Annotated in this window: 15 protein-coding genes; 9 read left to right on the top strand and 6 right to left on the bottom strand. The window is 42.9% G+C overall.

Annotated features, from left to right (window positions below; genetic code table 11):
• Positions 1-226: 226 nt before the first annotated feature.
• Positions 227-1,630, bottom strand: coding sequence for a H(+)/Cl(-) exchange transporter ClcA (gene clcA / locus NL643_RS14070; protein ID WP_074190503.1), 1,404 nt, complete (start codon positions 1,628-1,630; stop codon positions 227-229).
• A gap of 491 nt (positions 1,631-2,121) precedes the next feature.
• Here clcA and NL643_RS14065 point away from each other — a divergent pair, with 491 nt between their 5' ends.
• Positions 2,122-2,700: a hypothetical protein gene (locus tag NL643_RS14065; protein ID WP_253644649.1), complete on the top strand. Its 579-nt coding sequence runs from the start codon at positions 2,122-2,124 to the stop codon at positions 2,698-2,700.
• Here the strand turns inward: NL643_RS14065 and NL643_RS14060 are convergent.
• On the bottom strand, positions 2,681-3,094 hold the full coding sequence (locus NL643_RS14060) for a helix-turn-helix transcriptional regulator (protein ID WP_005396084.1): 414 nt from the start codon (positions 3,092-3,094) through the stop codon (positions 2,681-2,683). The two genes, NL643_RS14065 and NL643_RS14060, sit on opposite strands and share 20 nt — an antisense overlap.
• 95 nt (positions 3,095-3,189) lie before the next feature.
• Between NL643_RS14060 and NL643_RS14055 the strand changes: the two genes are divergently transcribed.
• From NL643_RS14055 to NL643_RS14035, 5 genes are all read left to right on the top strand, one after another.
• Entirely contained in the window at positions 3,190-4,098 is a 909-nt protein-coding gene (locus NL643_RS14055) for an aldo/keto reductase family oxidoreductase (protein ID WP_253644648.1), read from the top strand.
• A gap of 367 nt (positions 4,099-4,465) precedes the next feature.
• Entirely contained in the window at positions 4,466-5,470 is a 1,005-nt protein-coding gene (locus NL643_RS14050) for a response regulator (protein WP_253644647.1), read from the top strand.
• Entirely contained in the window at positions 5,470-5,907 is a 438-nt protein-coding gene (locus NL643_RS14045) for a PAS domain-containing protein (protein WP_005396081.1), read from the top strand. The genes NL643_RS14050 and NL643_RS14045 overlap by 1 nt, the downstream gene beginning before the upstream one ends.
• Positions 5,908-5,993: 86 nt before the next feature.
• Positions 5,994-7,535 carry an NAD(P)H-hydrate dehydratase gene (locus tag NL643_RS14040; protein ID WP_253644646.1) on the top strand — a complete coding sequence of 514 codons (1,542 nt, stop codon included), beginning with the start codon at positions 5,994-5,996 and terminating at the stop codon, positions 7,533-7,535.
• Between the two features lie 436 nt (positions 7,536-7,971).
• Positions 7,972-9,015, top strand: coding sequence for a GMP reductase (locus NL643_RS14035; protein WP_005396079.1), 1,044 nt, complete (start codon positions 7,972-7,974; stop codon positions 9,013-9,015).
• Between the two features lie 185 nt (positions 9,016-9,200).
• Here the strand turns inward: NL643_RS14035 and NL643_RS14030 are convergent, their stop codons facing one another.
• On the bottom strand, positions 9,201-10,604 hold the full coding sequence (locus tag NL643_RS14030) for a PLP-dependent aminotransferase family protein (RefSeq protein WP_253644645.1): 1,404 nt from the start codon (positions 10,602-10,604) through the stop codon (positions 9,201-9,203).
• Between the two features lie 359 nt (positions 10,605-10,963).
• On the opposite strand from NL643_RS14030, the gene ampC reads away from it, so the two are divergent.
• Both ampC and NL643_RS14020 read left to right on the top strand, forming a co-directional pair.
• On the top strand, positions 10,964-12,115 hold the full coding sequence (gene ampC, locus NL643_RS14025; RefSeq protein WP_193448326.1) for a class C beta-lactamase: 1,152 nt from the start codon (positions 10,964-10,966) through the stop codon (positions 12,113-12,115).
• Positions 12,116-12,209: 94 nt separating this feature from the next.
• Complete coding sequence (locus NL643_RS14020) at positions 12,210-12,854, top strand: CatB-related O-acetyltransferase (protein ID WP_006741110.1); 645 nt, start codon at positions 12,210-12,212, stop codon at positions 12,852-12,854.
• Positions 12,855-13,037: 183 nt separating this feature from the next.
• Here NL643_RS14020 and NL643_RS14015 read toward each other — a convergent pair whose 3' ends face one another.
• Both NL643_RS14015 and NL643_RS14010 read right to left on the bottom strand, forming a co-directional pair.
• On the bottom strand, positions 13,038-14,036 hold the full coding sequence (locus tag NL643_RS14015) for a 2-oxoacid:ferredoxin oxidoreductase subunit beta (RefSeq protein ID WP_085343961.1): 999 nt from the start codon (positions 14,034-14,036) through the stop codon (positions 13,038-13,040).
• The gene (locus NL643_RS14010; RefSeq protein WP_253644644.1) at positions 14,026-15,867 is read right to left on the bottom strand and encodes a 2-oxoacid:acceptor oxidoreductase subunit alpha; all 1,842 of its coding nucleotides are present in this window, start codon (positions 15,865-15,867) and stop codon (positions 14,026-14,028) included. Before NL643_RS14010 ends, NL643_RS14015 begins: the two co-directional genes overlap by 11 nt.
• A 266-nt stretch (positions 15,868-16,133) precedes the next feature.
• Here NL643_RS14010 and NL643_RS14005 point away from each other — a divergent pair, with 266 nt between their 5' ends.
• The gene (locus NL643_RS14005; RefSeq protein WP_238991570.1) at positions 16,134-17,063 is read left to right on the top strand and encodes a LysR family transcriptional regulator; all 930 of its coding nucleotides are present in this window, start codon (positions 16,134-16,136) and stop codon (positions 17,061-17,063) included.
• Between the two features lie 240 nt (positions 17,064-17,303).
• Here NL643_RS14005 and NL643_RS14000 read toward each other — a convergent pair whose 3' ends face one another.
• Positions 17,304-18,497 carry a hypothetical protein gene (locus NL643_RS14000; protein ID WP_253644643.1) on the bottom strand — a complete coding sequence of 398 codons (1,194 nt, stop codon included), beginning with the start codon at positions 18,495-18,497 and terminating at the stop codon, positions 17,304-17,306.
• Positions 18,498-18,703 lie beyond the last annotated feature (206 nt).

Raw genomic sequence — 18,703 nt, 5'->3', positions numbered from 1 at the left:
TTTTGCCTGAATGAAACGAAACGTGATGATTTGGATGAAATGCTCTATTTGAGTAGCGAATACTAGCAAGTTTAGAGAGTGCTTACTCATGAAGGTGGTGAGGAAATATCAGAGAATGGTATTTTTGTGAGTTTGGTATCGAATATTTGGGAAAAGATGTAAAAATGTAGAGTTTATCGCTCCAAACCCTTCGATAGTTTGGAGCGAAATAATAACAAAGCGAGAATTATGTCGATTGGTTTTCAGGAAGATCCTGCTGACGTAACTTATCGTTTTTGATTGTACGATGTAGCAACTGGCTGTAAATCGGTTGTCCGCCAAACAACTGAGCAATAATCACGGCACCTAAACAAGTAATGATAAGTGGTAGAATTAAGTAGTAGTTATTGGTCATTTCAATCACTAACAAAATGCCCGTGATCGGTGCGCGTACCGTTGCAGCAAATAGGGCCCCCATGCCCGCAATAGCAAATACGCCAGGTTCGATATCAAGCGTAGGGAGCAACACATCAGCACTCGCTCCGAATGCATAGCCAAACAAGGTCCCCAGAGCAAGCATAGGTGCAAAGATACCACCCGGCGCACCAGAGCCAAAGCATAGCAACGTCGTGATGACGCGACCAAAGAAAAGCAGAACTAAAACGGATACCGAGTAGTTGCCATTGGTAATATCAGGAATAAGGCCGATGCCACCGCCAGTTAGCTGTGGCACGTATAAGAGAAGCAGACCAAAAATGCCACCAAGTAGTGAACCCACGATTAAATAGCGTTTACGATCGTTTTTGTGAATTGCGACAAAACTGTCTTGTGCCACGGTAATCAATTTATTGAAGATCACTCCGAATACGCCAAACAATGCGCCAAGCAATAGAAACAACCAAAGAGACTGAAGCTCTGGAGAGTGATATTGCGGCATTGTGATGACAGCGTCTTGCCCGTTGATGGCGCGAAACACAATGTTGGCCATAATAGCAGAGATGATCACCGCGCGAATTGAGATCAGAGAATAGCGAAACTGAGGTCGCATTTCCTCCACAACGAACATAATGCCTGCGAGTGGGGCATTAAAGGCGGCAGCCAAACCACCAGCGGCACCTGAAGCGAGTAGGGAATGACGAGTATCGTCATCTTTCACACGGAAAATATCGGTCACCATTCGACCGACAGCACCGCCCATTTGCACCGTTGGGCCTTCACGACCGAGCACCATACCAGAGCCAAGTGCGCCCATGCCGCCGAAGAATTTTACTGGCAGGACTCGCCACCAACGCACAGGGCGAATGTTGTCCATCGCGCCTTCAATTTCAGGGATGCCTGATCCCGCCGCCTCTGGGGCAAAGCGGTGAACAAGAAAGTAGCCAATAAAAGCAAGCAACGCGCTGATCAGCACCGCAGCAAGCCAAAGAGGAAGTACGCTACCGATTTCGCTTCTCAGCCATTCGGTACGGGTTTCAGAAACAAAATGAACCGCAAGTTCGAAGTAAGTGCCGACAAAACCAGCTAGTGTGCCAACGATTGCGGCCATAATCAGGACAGAAAATGGTGTGGACCCTCGAGAGACAAACTGGTTAATCGCATCTTTCGGTACGTGCGCTAACACAGATTTTACAATTCTCTCTCGTTTGGTCATTAACAAGTTCTCCTGTTGCTGGTGGAAGGGACGCGAGAAAGTATACGCTTCGCAGAGTCTAGACCTAATCAATAAAGATGCAATTTAGCTTTTCACTATTGAGTGTTCGAAGTGTCGCGATGTCATTCATTCACCAAGACTGTGCTATTGCTCTCATAATTTGGGATAAAAAACTTGTTTTTTGAGCAAAATGAACCATGCTTTAGGTGTAAAGCAACATGACTGCTTCAGAAGGAGGGATGTGAGGTTTTACACACAATTTGGATGGATTCAAACCCTACGGTAAGTCCTCGTTTTATGTTCGGGATGCATCAATAGACATCTCCGATTCGCACACTCACGATTGAGTAACGAGGTAGAGGCGCACGCAAATGTGCGCCTTCTTAATTTCTGCTCTACAACTTTCCGCACTACCTGCCACTATTTTTATCTTGAACAATTTCTACTAGTCGGTAATGTCTGGGTTCGATGTTAATCAACCAGAGTAATTCATGCGCTTTTATCCTCGAGTCCTGTTTTCTTTATGTTGTTTTTCGGTAACGTTTCCAGCATTTTCAACCCAGAGTTGGTGGCAGGACACGTTGTCTGCAATGCCGTACTCCAATTTAAAAGAGCGTATAGAAGCAAAGGGAAGCTGGTATCGCTGTGACGTGCAGCAGCAAGATGTTTCAACGTATATCAGCACATTTTGTTTGGACGATTTTTCGTACTATCAGCAGCATCTGTATGGTGAAGTTGTTTTGGGAAAGGACAGTGCTCAGTTCTCTTTTTTGACCGAATATCAATGGCAAAGTCTCAATGACTTAATCCTCAATTTAAGAAAAGACGGGTTGGTTTTACGTAGTATAACTATCGGACAAGAGCACTATGACGTCTTTGAAGCGCTGGAAAAGAAATCTTCTGAGCTTGTCGATAAAGAAGTTATCTTGTTGATAAACCGCTATCCGCAAGAAACGATTCGAAGCTTATTTTGGGTAAAACCGGACGAGTTTGCGTCGCCATCACCGTCTTTAAATGTGGAATTGCACAGCGATGGCGAAATTATCGATGTTAAAGTGACTCGTTTTTAGATTCTTTATGGAGAGATAGGAAGGTCGCCATCGCAGACTCGTCCAAAAATCCATCCGATTTTTTGTGCGCACGCAGGTATTGATAGCCAGCGATGAGCTTACGGTGCTGTTCTTCTGCCTCATCTGGCAACGGCTGATTCATAACGTGTTGAAATGCAAGTTTGTACGCATCCATATCTACGACTTCAGCGCGGCGATATAAATAACCACATCCGGTCGCTAACCATTCAAGAGAGCAGTTGGCTCGCATCGCAATTTGATTTGCTTTCGTAAGGCTCGGTTCACTGCCTTTTAAATATTTGCGTATTAAAGCTTCAGACACATCAACGCGTCGTGCAAATCCGCTGATGCTTTCTTCTCCGATCAAGGTGGCTAGGCGTTGGGCAAAAGACATATTTCGTACTCCAGTTCGAATTGCCAAAGTTTACCCGTTGAGCCGATGTGAAAACAAGACTACGATGAATGCAGATCAATTGAAGGAGAAAAACCATGGTTGCAAAAGTTGTAACTGCACCAAAAGGACCTGAGTTCTCAGAGCTGGTTCAAGGATATTGGCGTGCAGTTGATTGGGGCATGACTGCTCAAGAGCGCTTGTCATTCCTCAAGCAACATATTGAGTTAGGCATTACCACGGTCGATCACGCAGACATATACGGTAATTACGAGTGTGAGAAGTTGTTTGGTGAAGCACTTGCTCTCGATAAGAGCGTGCGAGAGCAGGTTCAAATCGTCACAAAGTGTGATATCAACCTGTGTGGAGATAAAACACCAGAGCGTAAGATCAATCACTACGATACGAGTTCCGCTCACATCTACCAATCGGTGAATAACTCGCTTGAGCGTTTGAATGTGGACGAAATCGATGTGCTTTTAATCCATCGCCCTGACGTGTTAATGGATGCCGATGAAGTGGCTGAAGCATTCTCAGAGTTACACAAAGTGGGTAAAGTGAAGCACTTTGGTGTATCTAACTTTACTCCATGTCAGTTTGAGCTGTTGCAATCTCGTTTAGGTAAGCCTCTTGTGACTAACCAAGTGGAAATCAACCCGCTTAATTTTGAAGTTGCACATGATGGAACGCTTGATCAAATGCAAATGCTGCGTACGCGCCCAATGGCTTGGTCTTGCCTCGGTGGTGGCTCAATCTTCAGTGGTGACAGTGAGCAAGCCGTTCGTGTTCGCAACGAATTAGAAGCGATTCGCGAAGAAGTGGGGGCGACTAGCATTGACCAAGTGATTTACGCTTGGGTACGTCGTTTGCCATCTAACCCAATTCCAATCATTGGCTCTGGTAAGATTGAGCGTGTGCAAACGGCAGTAAATGCACTGAATATCGAATTGACTCGAGAGCAATGGTATCGCGTATGGGTGGCTTCTAAAGGTCACGGTGTGCCATAGACGTGACATTTTATTGATGAACACATTATTCAAGGCACCCTATGAAAGGGTGCTTTTTTATTGCTACGCGATACCGATTTACCCAGTACTCATACTGAGCGGATAGAGTGGGAGTAAAAACGGATTTTTAATTTAAAATGCAACTTTGTGCTTATTTTTAATGGAGGCGTTTTATCCATGTTTGTTTCATGTCACTAAACAGCGAATGGGATGTTTGCTTTTTCGCCATTTTGTTCACTCATCCATTCATATTGCGTATGCTTATTGAATAAAAAAAGAAATAAAAACTCGTCAGTTTTCTCGTATTACATGCTGTAACAATCTGTTAGACTCCGGCGCAGATTGTGGAATATAAAAAGGTGATTGAATGTCTTTTCCCGTACTCATCTGTGATGATTCAGCGTTAGCACGCAAACAGATGGCGAGATCACTACCAGCCACATTGAATGCCGATATTACGTTTGCTATCCACGGAAAAAATGCGCTAGAAGAACTCGAAAAGAACGAGTTTAAATTGATGTTTCTTGATTTGACCATGCCAGAAATGGATGGCTTTGAAACACTAGAAAACATGCAGCGGTTAGGGAATAAAACTCCCGTGGTTGTGGTGTCGGGGGATATCCAACCTAAAGCGAAAGAGCGCGTGTTCGCACTGGGTGCAAAAGCGTTTATTCAAAAACCGATCGCCAAAGATGAACTCAAGAATGCGCTTAAAGAGTTGGTTGAGCCAGAGCCTCGTCCTCAAATTATCACGCCTGTTTCTATTGAGTTTCCGATTTTACGTCGTCGCGATATTTACATGGAAGTGGCGAACGTCTCTATTGGTCGAGCCGCAGATGCATTGGCGCGTCACTTTGATGTGTTTGTGCAGTTACCGCTTCCGAACGTTAATATCTTCGAAGTGAGTGAACTACACATGGCTCTCCGTGACTTAGCGTCGCATGACAACGTATCGGGCGTTTGTCAGGGCTTTTGTGGCGAAGGTATTGCGGGTGAAGCTCTGGTGATTTTGAGCGATTCGAGCGTCTCGGATCTCAAGAAGTTGATGAAAGTGCCAGCTGATAGCGACGAACTGGAAGAGCTTGAGCTGCTCATGGATATTTCCAATATCTTGGTGGGGTCATTCTTAAATGGCTTGGGCGAACAATCTGAAGTGCGATTCTTCCAAAGCCCTCCAGTGCTTCTTGGTCAGCATATATCAATTGATTCGATCATTGAGTCTACGACGGGCGCATTCAGCCGCACCATGACATTCGAGGTGAGCTACAACATTGAGGGAACGTCAATCCGTTGTGATTTATTGTTTATGTTCGTCGATGAATCTTTGCCGCTGCTCGATAACAAACTGTCATATCTAATGGAGGAGTTCTAATGTTGAATATGCCAGCAGAGTTTGAACAATTCCATTGGATGGTCGACATGGTACAAAACGTCGACATGGGGCTCGTCGTCATTGACCGAGATTATAATGTGCAAGTGTGGAATGGGTTTATGACTCATCACAGTGGTTTGCAATCTCATGATGCAATTGGTCGTTCTATCTTTGATATCTTCCCTGAAATCCCGCAGGAATGGTTTAAGTTAAAAACAAAGCCCGTGTATGATTTAGGTTGCCGCAGCTTTATTACGTGGCGCCAGCGTCCTTACTTGTTTCGCTGCCGTAACGTACGTCCTGTCACTCAGCAAGCGGAGTTTATGTACCAGAACGTTACGCTGAACCCCATGCGTACCCCGACTGGAAAAATCAATTCGTTGTTTTTATCTATACAAGACGCGACGGCTGAAGCATTGATGTCTCAGAGTCAGTAGCGATAAAAAACTTTCTCAAAAGCCAAGGTTCGCCTTGGCTTTTTTGTATACTTATAATTGTGTTTCCTAATGCGCAGAACGTGAAGATGGACTTTAATCTCGCCCTAAAACTCTACACCGCAGAACAAGTAAAAAACGGTGAAACGCTGGCAGCGAAAATGGCTGGTGTTTCTATGTATAGCCTAATGCAACGCGCAGGTATGGCTGTGTATGAGCGTTTTTTACACTTGTATCCCAAATCAAAAAATATCTTAGTCATTTGTGGCAAAGGGAATAATGGTGGTGACGGATACGTATTTGCCTCGCTTGCTAAACAAGCGCAACTCAATGTACAGGTTTTCCAACTTGGTGATGTGACTGCGCTCAAAGGTGATGCTTTACGCGCATATCAAGATTGGCAGTCCATCGATGGTGTTAACAATGATTGGGATGAGTGGAATACCGCATTGCTAGAAGCCGATGTGATCATTGATGCCATGTTAGGCACTGGTTTAAGTGGTGAGGTTCGTTCGGAGTACCGTCGCTACATTGAGCAAATCAATCAAATTCACACCCCAGTGATTGCAGTCGATATTCCTTCCGGGTTGTGTGCAAATACAGGTGCTATTCTAGGCGATGCCATTCATGCTGAGCATACTGTAACCTTCATTGGTGTTAAGCAAGGCTTGTGCACCGGACAAGCGAGAGATCGAGTTGGTGAACTCCACTTTTGTGGATTGGGTGTAAATATTGAGTTTGATTCTATCGAAGTAGAAAGTGCACTAGGTATTGATCATCAGGTTGTTTCAAGGTTAATGCTCAAGCCAAACCCGACAGCACACAAAGGTGACAATGGCAAACTACTTTGTGTCGGTGGTAACCAAGGTATGTCAGGAGCGATTCGTTTATGTTCCTCCGCAGCGGTTAGATCCGGAGCGGGTTTAACTGCCGCAATTACTCACCCGAGTAGCCTTATTCCGCTACAGATTGGCTGCCCAGAAGTAATGAGCCAAAGCATCACCGCCGACTTACTCAGGGATACTGAGAATGACTTAACCAAACGCATTCGCTGGGCTGAAGTATTGGTGTTTGGTCCAGGTTTTGGTGATGATGAGTGGGCTTATCAAGCCTATCAATATCTGGCTCAAGAACAGAAACCTAAAGTTGTTGATGCTGATGGGCTCAATATTCTAGCGATGCTAAGCCAACGATGTGATGGCACTTTGGTGTGCGACAACCAGCGAGTGATCACGCCGCATCCTGGAGAGGCAGCTCGACTATTAAATGTGACCACTCAACAAATAGAAAATGACCGATATTCTGCTGCAAGACAACTGCAAGAGCGTTATGGCGGTGTGGTGGTTTTAAAAGGTGCGGGAACGCTTATTTACGATGGAACGAGAATGTACGTCTGCCTAGCGGGTAACGCCGGAATGGCGACGGGCGGAATGGGAGATGTGCTATCTGGTGTTATTGGTGCGTTGCTAGCTAAAGGGTTACCCATTTCCATTGCGGCACGTTTAGGTGTGGTACTCCACAGTCATGCTGCGGATATAAACGTGAGTCAGCATGGTCAAATTGGTCTTTTGGCAAGTGATGTTATAGGCACACTTCGTACCGCTATTACTCAACAAATCGATAGGACGTAGCTAGATCTCGCCCATCACTATGAAAAAATGATCGATTTTTTGGAGTACTTTTTCCGAATTAGCAGCGCATCTTAGTATTAGGTGATTGAGTTTTAGGCAGATTTGAGAGGTGATGCGTTTTCATTTTAAAGGTATGACGCAAAGGTTTGCGCAATAGGTTAACTTAAACGTTTTCTTAAGTTGTTGATAATTATAAATAATGAGAAAAAATAACGACTTGAGGAGTGTTTTTGATATGCGATTATCAAGATGGTATCACAAAAAAAATTCAAATATCAGACTTGTAGGAAATAAATCACAGCCTATAATGCTGAAAACCGGAGCGTCTGCCAACGCTCCGGTTTTTTTGTGTCCGAAGAACAGTGAACTCGTCTGCCAACGAAATCACTACGCACTCTGAGATGACACATATACATATGAATCAAGGAATTACACAATGCGTATCGAACAAGAACTTAAGTTAGGTTTTAAAGATGTACTGTTTCGCCCGAAACGTTCTACCCTTAAGAGCCGTTCTCAAGTAAATTTAACCCGCGATTTTACATTCAAGCATAGTGGTCGTCAATGGTCTGGTGTGCCTGTAATCGCAGCAAACATGGATTCGGTTGGTAGCTTTGCAATGGCTAAAGCGCTGGCTGAGCATGGTGTAATGACTGCTGTTCACAAACATTACACGGTAGAAGATTGGGCTGAGTTTGCTAAATCAGCTGATAAAGCAACCCTGAATAACGTAATGGTGTCTACGGGAACATCTGACGCGGATTTCCAAAAAACCAAAGATATTATGGCGCTTTCAGATGAATTTATTTTCATCTGTATCGACATTGCCAATGGTTACTCAGAGCATTTAGTCGAGTATGTTGAACGCGTGCGAGCAGAGTTCCCAGACAAGGTGATTTCTGCGGGTAACGTGGTTACTGGTGATATGTGTGAAGAGTTGATCCTCGCTGGTGCAGACATCGTGAAAGTAGGCATTGGCCCTGGCTCAGTTTGTACAACTCGTGTAAAAACGGGTGTTGGTTACCCGCAGCTTTCTGCAATCATCGAGTGTGGCGATGCAGCGCACGGCCTTGGTGGCATGATCATCGGTGACGGCGGTTGCTCATGCGCAGGTGATGTATCCAAAGCATTCGGCGGCGGTGCGGACTTTGTTATGCTAGGCGGCATGTTAGCGGGCCACGAAGAGTCAGGCGGCGAAGTTATCGAGAAAGACGGCGAGAAGTTCATGAAATTCTACGGCATGTCTTCTAAGAGCGCGATGGAGAAGCACTCAGGTGGTGTTGCTGGCTACCGTGCGGCCGAAGGTAAAACCGTATTATTGCCATACCGTGGTAGCGTTCACGGCACTATTCAAGACATCCTTGGCGGCGTTCGCTCAACTTGTACATACGTGGGTGCAGCAAAGCTTAAAGAGCTAACCAAGCGTACTACATTCATCCGTGTTCAAGAACAAGAGAACAACGTGTTCGGTAAAGAGTAAATCGACTGAATGTAACAAGTGTTGAAACAACCATAAATTGATATTTAAAACCATGTATTGATATTTGGTGCAAATATAATTTGATATTGCCTCTTCATAAATCTATTGCTTTTTAAGTTTATGACATTTTTTGAAGAGGCAATTTTATATCTGCTTTAGGAAGAGATGCTTGCTACTATCTCGGTTTAATCTAATACTGATTGAATAATATTAAACGCTTTTTCTATTTTTGGGGTAGGGATAATACCAAATCCAAATAAGAGGGCATTAGAATGATTGTTGATAGAAAAATGTGATGATGGATAAACCGCTACATTGGATGAAGCAAGCTTATTCGCCATTTTTGTCGCGCACCCCGATACTTCAGCTGCTATATGCAATCCACCTTGGCTTGGAATACGTTGTAAGCAATCTACGTTGTCAATTAATTGAGTGAGTTTATGGTACCTTTCGCTATAGATTTTATTCATATTGAGTAAATGGTGAGAGAAATGACCGTCACGCATGAATTCGTCAAGTAGGATTTGAGACACTACAGATGTACTTCTTCCCAAGTGCCATAACATATTTGAAATTGGCTCTATTAAAGACTTTGGTGGAATCATATATCCAATGCGTATGCCGGGAAATAGTATTTTAGAGAAACTGCCTATCATAATGACGCAGTCATTTTTGTCTTGTGACTTGAGAGCTTGCTTACTGGTGTTGAGATAGTGATATTCCGCATCATAATCATCTTCGATAATGATTGAGTTATTAACCTTTGCCCACCTCAACAGTTCTAACTTTCTTTCAACGGAGTAGCTAAAGCCTAAAGGGAATTGATGACTAGGCGTTGTATAAATAATTTTGGTATTAGAAGGGATTGATTCAACGACAACGCCTTGGTCGTCCATCGACACGGTGCCTATTTGCGCGCCAAGTAATCGAGCTTGATTTCGAAAAACAGGATATCCTGGATCTTCCGTCGACACGAGGTCCCCCGGAGAGAGTAATGTAAGGAGAGTCGTCATTATTGCCTGCTGGCCCCCTTGCGTAATGATGATGTCTTCAGGGTCACAGATTATGCCTCTCGAATGTCTTACATACTCGCAGATAGACTCTCGTAAACAAGCTAACCCTTGCAAATCACCACCATGTGCAAACTCTGGAGTTAATGCATTGAGCCTACTCAGTCTTGAGTGTCGCCAAATATGCTTTGCTATTCTCTGATGATCAGGAACGCCTAAAGTGAAGTCATAGTCTAGATTCTTTGGTGCGATGATCTCTGGCTTCTTCGCTGCGTTAGTGCCAAACACCCCTAGTTGGTAGTGTTTTATTGGTCTCTTATCTTGATTCACCGTTTGTTCTAGAACATTACTTACGTACGTGCCAGACCCTGCCTTTTTTACTATCCACCCCTCGAACTGAAGTCGCTCATACACCGAAATGACAGTGTTTCTTGCTATGCCTAACTTTTTTGACAACATGCGAGTCGACGGTAATCTCTCATTTGATCGTAATCTGCCTTCTAATATCCCTTGGTATATCTCGGAATAAAGCTGTTGGCTGGTGACTTTTCCAGTTTCGAAGTGTAGTGAAAATGGCATCGTTTTCTCTGTAGACGTTGAAAAGTGGTTCTAAAGCGTTGTGAGGATGTGGATCTGTATGTACCAAGTATATCTACCTAGTATACCGTTATCTTGGTATGGAGAAAGCGCATTTGAGTACACTATTTCCTCATTTTGCAAACGGATGTTACTTACATTCGTATCTAATCGGCCTACCTATCAACGGTGATCAGGTTTAAACCTGTTTATATCGCACTAAAAATTTGAAGACACAGTGTTATTCATCGGGGGTTAACGATTGGAGTTATTCAAGTCAGGATTACTTTTATATAAAAAGCTAAAAGCCTTGGAATAAACTAGAAATTAATTATAAGTGAAAATTAAAAATTGAGGGTTCAATGAAATTAAACAATGCCTTGGTGGCTATTTTATCGCTCACGTCTTTCGTCACGTTTGCGAAAACGGAGTCAACGGTTAGCAGTCAATTAAAGAGCGTAGTTGATGAATGTGCTAAAGGATTAATGAACGAATACGACATTCCGGGGTTGGCTGTTGCAGTAACGATTGATGGTAAGCGTTATTTTTACAATTACGGTTTCGCTGACGAAAGTAAGGGGAGTTTAGTCACCAACGACACAATTTTTGAACTCGGTTCTATCAGTAAAACTTTTGCCGCTACTTTGACTGGGTACGCCCAAGAAAAAGGTAAGTTGAACATGGATGACAAGGTCAAAGATTATATTCCAGAATTAGAAAATAGTGTTCTGGGTAATACCAAGCTAGTTCATGTCGCAACCTACACTGCAGGTGGTCTACCATTGCAATTCCCTAGCGAAGTAACGAACGACGCTGAAATGATGCAGTACTACAAAACGTGGAAACCGGAGTACGAAGCCGGTACTAAGAGGAAGTACTCAAACCCTAGTATTGGTCTATTTGGCTACATCGGTGCCTTGAGTATGAAGTCAGACTATACGGAAATGATGGAAACCGTCATCCTACCTGAGCTCGGTATGACCAATACGTTTGTCGATGTACCAAAGGATAAGCTTAACAACTATGCTTTTGGTTATAGTTCTGAGGGAAAACCCGTTAGAGTTAATCCAGGTATTCTTGATGCACAAGCCTATGGTATTAAATCAACAAGCTTAGACATGCTTCAATATATCGAAGCAAATATGGGTCAAGCGCAACTTAATACTGATATAGAAAATGCGCTAGAGCGAACTCATACTAAGTATTTTGATACCGACACGTTTACGCAAGCCGTAGGGTGGGAAGGTTATGATTACCCCGTTTCACTTTCGCAATTATTGAAGGGTAACTCCAGCGATGTAATTCTCAATGCTAAACCGGTTCAAGCAAGTGAATCCGGTACTCTCGGTCGTGACGTTTGGTATAACAAAACGGGTTCAACAGGTGGCTTTGGGGCATATGTCGCATATGTACCCTCTGAAAAAATAGGCATAGTGATTCTAGCGAATAAAAACTACCCTAATGCAGAAAGAGTAGAGGCTGCTTACAATATTATTAGCTCGGTGGTGAAATAAATTTTAGTGGTAATAGGCACTACGTAATTATTAGAGCTTATTTAGATACATACTATCTGCATTGTTTTATTCGATAGTATTTATAGGAGTATTCATGAAAACTAAGCATTGGTCTAAGGTGACTTTGCTACATGAAGTTGTTACGAATCCAAATATAACGATTAAAGGTAAACATAGTTATTACAGTGATTGTTGGGACGCCGGTTTTGAGGAGTCCGTTGTAAGATATCTACAAGGCGATGAGTTCAGCCGAGATTGGGAACCAAAATGGAAGATTGATAAGTTACATATAGGTGACTTTGTCTGTATTGCAGCGGAAGTTGTGATTGTTATGGGGGGAAATAGTACACATAGAGCTGATTGGTTCTCCTTGTACCCATTTATGGACTTTATTGAAGAAGCGTACGTCGGGAAAGGAGATACTCACATTGGCGATGGCGCCTGGCTCGGTATGCGATCCATGATAATGCCGGGTGTGACTATCGGAGAAGGAGCAATCGTTGCGGCAAACAGCGTGGTGACGAAAGATGTTGAGCCTTACAGCATGGTTGCAGGCTCACCAGCTAAGCATGTCAAATATCGCTTTTCTCGAGAGACGATAGACGAACTGCTCGCCCTTAGGATATATGATTGGCCTGATAAGAAAATCGACAGTCTGAAGAGGTTGTTATGTTCAGACGATTTAGAAGGGCTGAAAAAGGCAAGCGCTGAATACGATAGAAACCATTCAGTAGAGTGAGGATGTCACTATTTTAAAAAACAGAAGAGGCTCATTATAGAGCCTCTTTTTAGTGTGATGGATATCTGCAACCACCACACTTCCTTATCAACTCATCATTCAGCAAGTCGCCAACTAGAATCGGAAACCTTTTAGTTTCATCTTTGCAGGAAAGGTTACCTCAATAGTTGGCTCTTTCAATTGTTAGCAGAGACGCTCATAACTGTTTTGTTTGAGCAATTCGGTTAAGTCGCCTTGACCATATTTTAGAGTTGCTTGGTGTTTTTGATGTCGAATGACCTGATCAAAAGTAGGTCGAGTCACTGAACGAAAAACGCCCACGGGTACGGGAAAGTCTGGATAGCTCAAGTTAGCAAGCGCATAAGCATAGTATGACTCCTCGCATTGACTGGAGTGGAGCAAAAGGTTCGGGGCCTCTGATTCGACAATCTCGAAACCAAACCCTCTATTGATCAACGCTTTTGAGTGTGTTTTACCAAACAATAACGGTTCATTATCTGAGAGATAAAGTAGATGTTCGCTTCTATTAGCTGGGCCGTTGTAAGGTTCGTGCACTTTATCGTTAAAAATGACGCAGTTTTGCAGGATTTCAACCACAGCAGTGCCGGAATGCGCTGCGGCTGCCTCTAACACCATCGTCATGTGTGTAGGATCATTGTCTGATGTTCGTGCTATGAACGTAGCACCTGCGGATGCTGCCAATGCCAAAGGTTTAAGCGCTTGATCGGGAGAACCTTCAGGACTCGACTTAGAAATGAAGCCCTGTTCGCTTGTTGGGGAAAATTGGCCTTTGGTCAGTCCATAGACAGCATTATTAAAAAGCAAAATTTTAATGTCTTGGTTGCGTCGAATCGCGTGAATAAAGTGATTACCGCCAATACTCAGTGCGTCACCATCGCCAGTTACAACCCAAACATCTAACTCTGGATTGCTCGCTTTTACACCAGTAGCGATGGCAGGGGCACGGCCGTGAATCGTATGAAATCCATAAGTATCGAGATAATAAGGAAAACGAGATGAGCAGCCAATCCCTGAGATGAATACGGTGTTCTCTTTAGTTCGACCTAATCGTGCTAGAACGGATTGCATCGTTTTTAATACGTTAAAATCACCACAGCCTCGACACCATTTGACTTCAACATCAGAAGCGAAATCTTTGCGGTTGAGTACCTTAGTCGTCATTTTTAATTTCCTTCAGGTGGTGGTTAATAGACTCAATGACCTCGTGAACTTTGAATGGTAACCCCTTAACTTGGGTTACGGAGCGTGCCGAAATGGCATATTGTGAGCGAATCACTTTGACGAGTTGTTGGTTATTCAACTCAAAAACAAGCACATGCTTGAATTGGCTAATGATCTCTTCCAAATTGATTGGAAACGGGTTTAGATACTTAATATGGGCGTGGGCAACCGATGCGCCTTGCTTTCTCAGATGCTCAATTGCGGTCGACACAGAACCTTGCGTGCCTCCCCAACTTAGCACTAGCAGTGAGTCTTGAGTACTGCCTGTTAGCGTTTGTTTAGGGATGAAATGGCAGATGTTATTTATTTTTTTTGCTCTTTCATCAGTCATGCGCTGGTGGTTTTCAGGATCATGAGAAGGGTTGCCTGTAATCGCTTGCTTTTCTAACCCTCCAATGCGGTGCATTTTCTCTTTTGTACCAGGCGTGACCCACTCTCTGCTGTAATACACGTCATCACGGGCATAGGGATAAAACGGGCTTATGTTTGCTTTTGCTGCCTCGGCAGTTAGTTTAATCTCATCAGGGTTGGGCACGAGCCAAGATTCGGAGCCGTTTGCTAAGTAGCCGTCACTCAATAAGATCACTGGCGTCATAAATGTAGTAGCAATTCGACAGGCCTCGATTGCCATGTCAAAGCAGTCTGCGGGAGAAGCAGGAGCCAACACTGGGAGTGGTGAATCCCCATTTCTACCATACAAAGACAAAAGCAAGTCTGATTGCTCTGTTTTAGTCGGTAGGCCAGTGGAGGGGCCTCCACGTTGTACGTTGATAACAACCATTGGCAACTCCGCCATCACGGCAAGGTTAATGGTCTCTGCTTTCAAACATAATCCAGGGCCAGACGTTGATGTGACTCCTAAACCGCCAGCATAAGATGCGCCTAAAGCTGAACAAGCAGCTGCAATCTCATCTTCTGCTTGGAATGTCGTGACCCCAAAGTGTTGATAGGTTGATAGCGTGTGTAGAATATCTGAGGCGGGTGTTATGGGGTACGAGCCCAAAAATAGCTGGCGTTGGAGTTTTTCTGCTGCGCATATTAACCCAAGCGATAATGCTTCGTTCCCTGAAACAGTACGATACAAGCCAGTTTTATCTGCTACGGGAGCAACCTGAAAACAGTCGCTGAATATTTCGGTTGTTTCAGCATAATTAAATCCCGACTTTATGGCTAAAGTGTTTGCCTCTCTCACTTGCGAATTGTCAGCGAATTTATTATTTAGCCATTCAATGGTCGGTTCTAGCGGACGGCTGTAAATCCATAAAACAATACCAAGCATAAAAAAGTTTTTGCTTCGCTTCACTACTTTAGGCGCTATGTTTAACTCAGAAAGAGATTGAACGGTTAAACGCGTAAAACTGTCACTAATCACTCGATAATCTGCGAGGCTACCATCGCTCAATGGGTTCGATTCATAGCCAGCAAGCTCAAGGTTTTTTTTATTAAAACCATCGAGATCAATAAGCACCAAACCGCTTTCAACGAGTTGTGAGATTTTGGTTTTTAATGCAGCGGCATTCAGAGCGATTAAGACTGAAAAATCGTCGCCAGGAGTATAAATCTCTGTTGAGGCAAATTGCATCTGAAAAGCCGATACTCCAGATGTGGTTCCTGCCGGAGCCCGTATCTCAGCTGGATAATCAGGTAACGTCATGACATCGTTTCCTTGTTTCGACGAGTTGTCTGAAAAGCGTTCTCCAAGTAATTGGATACCATCTCCAGAATCGCCAGCAAAACAGATCACTTCGCGTTTAAGTTGAATTCTTGTCATTAAAACCTCTTACCGTGTTAGAGCAAGTTCAGTATGTTTCATTGCACTTAATGAGATGCAATGGAATTAAAGGTTGGAGAAAATGCCGTAAGCCCGAGCATTCTGAGTGTAGAGTTAATGGTGTTGGCTTTATTTGTTGTCTCTGAGGTCAGTAGAAATATCCATAGCTAGGTATGCTTTTCCGAAATACTAGAAAAGTTTGCATGACACAAAAATACTTTTTCTGTCATATTAGATGTGATTATTTTTCATTAATTGTGAGCGTTATGGATAAGCTGTCATTAATAAAGTTGTTTGTATCTGTTGTGGACTTAGGGAACTTTACAGCAGTCGCGAATCAATTAGGGCAGTCGCCTTCTACTGTTAGTAAAGCGATTGCTCGCCTAGAACAGGATTTGGGTGTTCGTTTAGTTCACCGTACAACACGTCAACTCCAGCTCACTGAAGCGGGGTTTAACTACCTTGAGACGGCAAGAGAAGTGATCAACTTGCTCAAAAGTAGTGAAGAGCAGCTTCATCAAAGTATTGCATCTCCGTTTGGTACACTTCGTGTCAGCCTTCCTTTATCGTTCGGGCAAAACTATATAACTCCGCTGATTCCAGAGTTTTGCGAACGTTACCCTGAAGTGAAGTTGGATCTTAGCTTTTCCGATGAATACACCAGTATATTGGAGAGTGGGATGGACGTTGCTATTCGAAGCGGGAGACTAAATGACAGCAACCTGATTGCGAGGCGATTATGTCCTATTGATATGGGTATGTTTGCCAGTCCGGAGTACATAAAGAAGTTTGGTCGGCCTCAGAGTGTTGAAGCGCTTAACCAGCACAAATGGATAATGTACCGCTATAAACAATCGGGGCGCTTGCTTACCTTGACGATGCCTTTAGATGGGCAATTAGTAGAATTTAGTCCTACACATCAAGTGATAGTAGACAATGGTTATGCGATGGCCTCTTTAGCGAGTTTAGGAGCAGGGATTGCATTGATGCCCCAATATCTTGCTCGAGACTTAGTACAGCAAGGTAAACTGATGTTGGTTTCTGAACCTCAAAGAACCGATGGTCAGGGTGTCTATATATACTATCCAAGTCGTAAGTTTGTACCCGCGAAAGTAAAAGTGTTTATCGACTATATTATTCATAAACTTGATGAGCAGGGAGAGGCGATCAACAGCAGTTGGATGCTGAACCATTAAAGCTCTTGCTGGAGGACGATAGCTTTTTCTGAAGTCTAAGCGTGTTACGTGCCAGCAAGTTTGCTACATTCAGTTGTGCCCACAAAAATATTAACTCATGGGTCTGTAAACAAAGATTCGCATCATTAAGAGCCGCATATAGCGGCTCTTTTTATTCTCGATGTATATAATAGTGACTTGGCTGAAACAGTCATAATATAAAATCGGTAATATCACTTGATGATAATGACCAAGCCGTAACTAAAATCCTAGGTAGGGTTCACATATCTCTGGGATCATAGGTTTTCCTAGATTGTACAAGTGCTTAGTTCCAGATTCTCTTGGGTCAACTAAGCGAGATGAAGTGGACCATAAAATTCCTTTTCCATTACCGTATACTAATGCATCACCTGCAGAGGTGGCACTCTCACCAGTAATTTGTGATATACTTACTTGAGTTATTTTTTCATTAACACGGTCATAATAATACACTTGAGGTCCATAGCCACCAGCAGTGTTATATTCTCTATTTTTTGATGAGAAAGCGATACTTTCAGCATTATTTGATATAGTAGGACTAGAAATGCTATGAATAAGTTTATTGTTTGGTCCTTTTACATATTCAGACATTCCAGTATCTATGTTATAAATTGATAGATAAATGTTTTGGGTAAAGTCTTTATCATTTTCTGTATTTGCTGGTTTTCTAGCTGGATATATTAAGAACTTTCCATCAGGGCTAATTGATGAGTAAAAAGTGCTAGGCTGATGGCTTAAGTCTATCCTAGTTGACTTTATTTTTACCGAACTACTTTTTATTCTATCATATAAATATATTGCAACTTCAGTATCTTGCCCATCATAGACATTGTTTATGTCCATTTGCTCTGTAGAAGTGTATGTCAAATAACGACCATCACTAGAAATGATTCTTGATGGAGATAACCATATATTACCCAAGTTGCCATCTATGTCGATATTTATTACTCTAGATTCTTTATTCTGTATGTCAGTTATTCCAACTACTTTTTCTGTATGGTTTTTTAAACTACTTCCAGTAGAGCAAGGGTATTCGTAGTATGAATATTTTTCATTTATAGGGTAAACGTTAAAATGAGTATGCTTATTTGTGCATTTTCCTTCCATCTCGTCAGGGTATTTTGCAGTAAGTAATTTGTCTTCTAATCTATCCCATATTACTCCACTGTAATCTATCGAGTTGTCAGTATATGTAAAACCAATATATCTCCCGCTTGAGGATATAGCGGGATTTATCATTTTTATATAATTATCTAGACTTGATGGACGCCCTAATCGAGTTGTTTGATTTGTTTCAGTATTTTTTAGGAAATAACCACCATCCATATTGTCATCGGCAAGCGGTATTTTAGGTAATGTGTTGTGAAAAAGTACGTATTTTCCACTATCAGTAATTGACATGCTATGAGGTTTCACGTAGTAGGCTCCGTGACCAGCCGGATTCATATTAGAATCAGAGTTAATGATATACGGAGAAAGTTTTTCCTTATTTTTGATATAGCCGTCATTCCGCAGCCAATTTCAGAATTAAAACAATGTGATCCAGTGATCGTTTACAAATGTTAGTGCGACAGACCTCTTGACCGCGATCCCCAGTTTTGATCTATTACTGTTATTTAACG

The organism is Vibrio sp. Y42_MX_L11, from assembly GCF_024181785.1.
In the GTDB taxonomy this organism is placed as follows: domain Bacteria; phylum Pseudomonadota; class Gammaproteobacteria; order Enterobacterales; family Vibrionaceae; genus Vibrio; species Vibrio diabolicus.
Note: the sequence above shows the minus strand (reverse complement) of the source record. Positions and strands in the feature narration are given on the sequence as shown.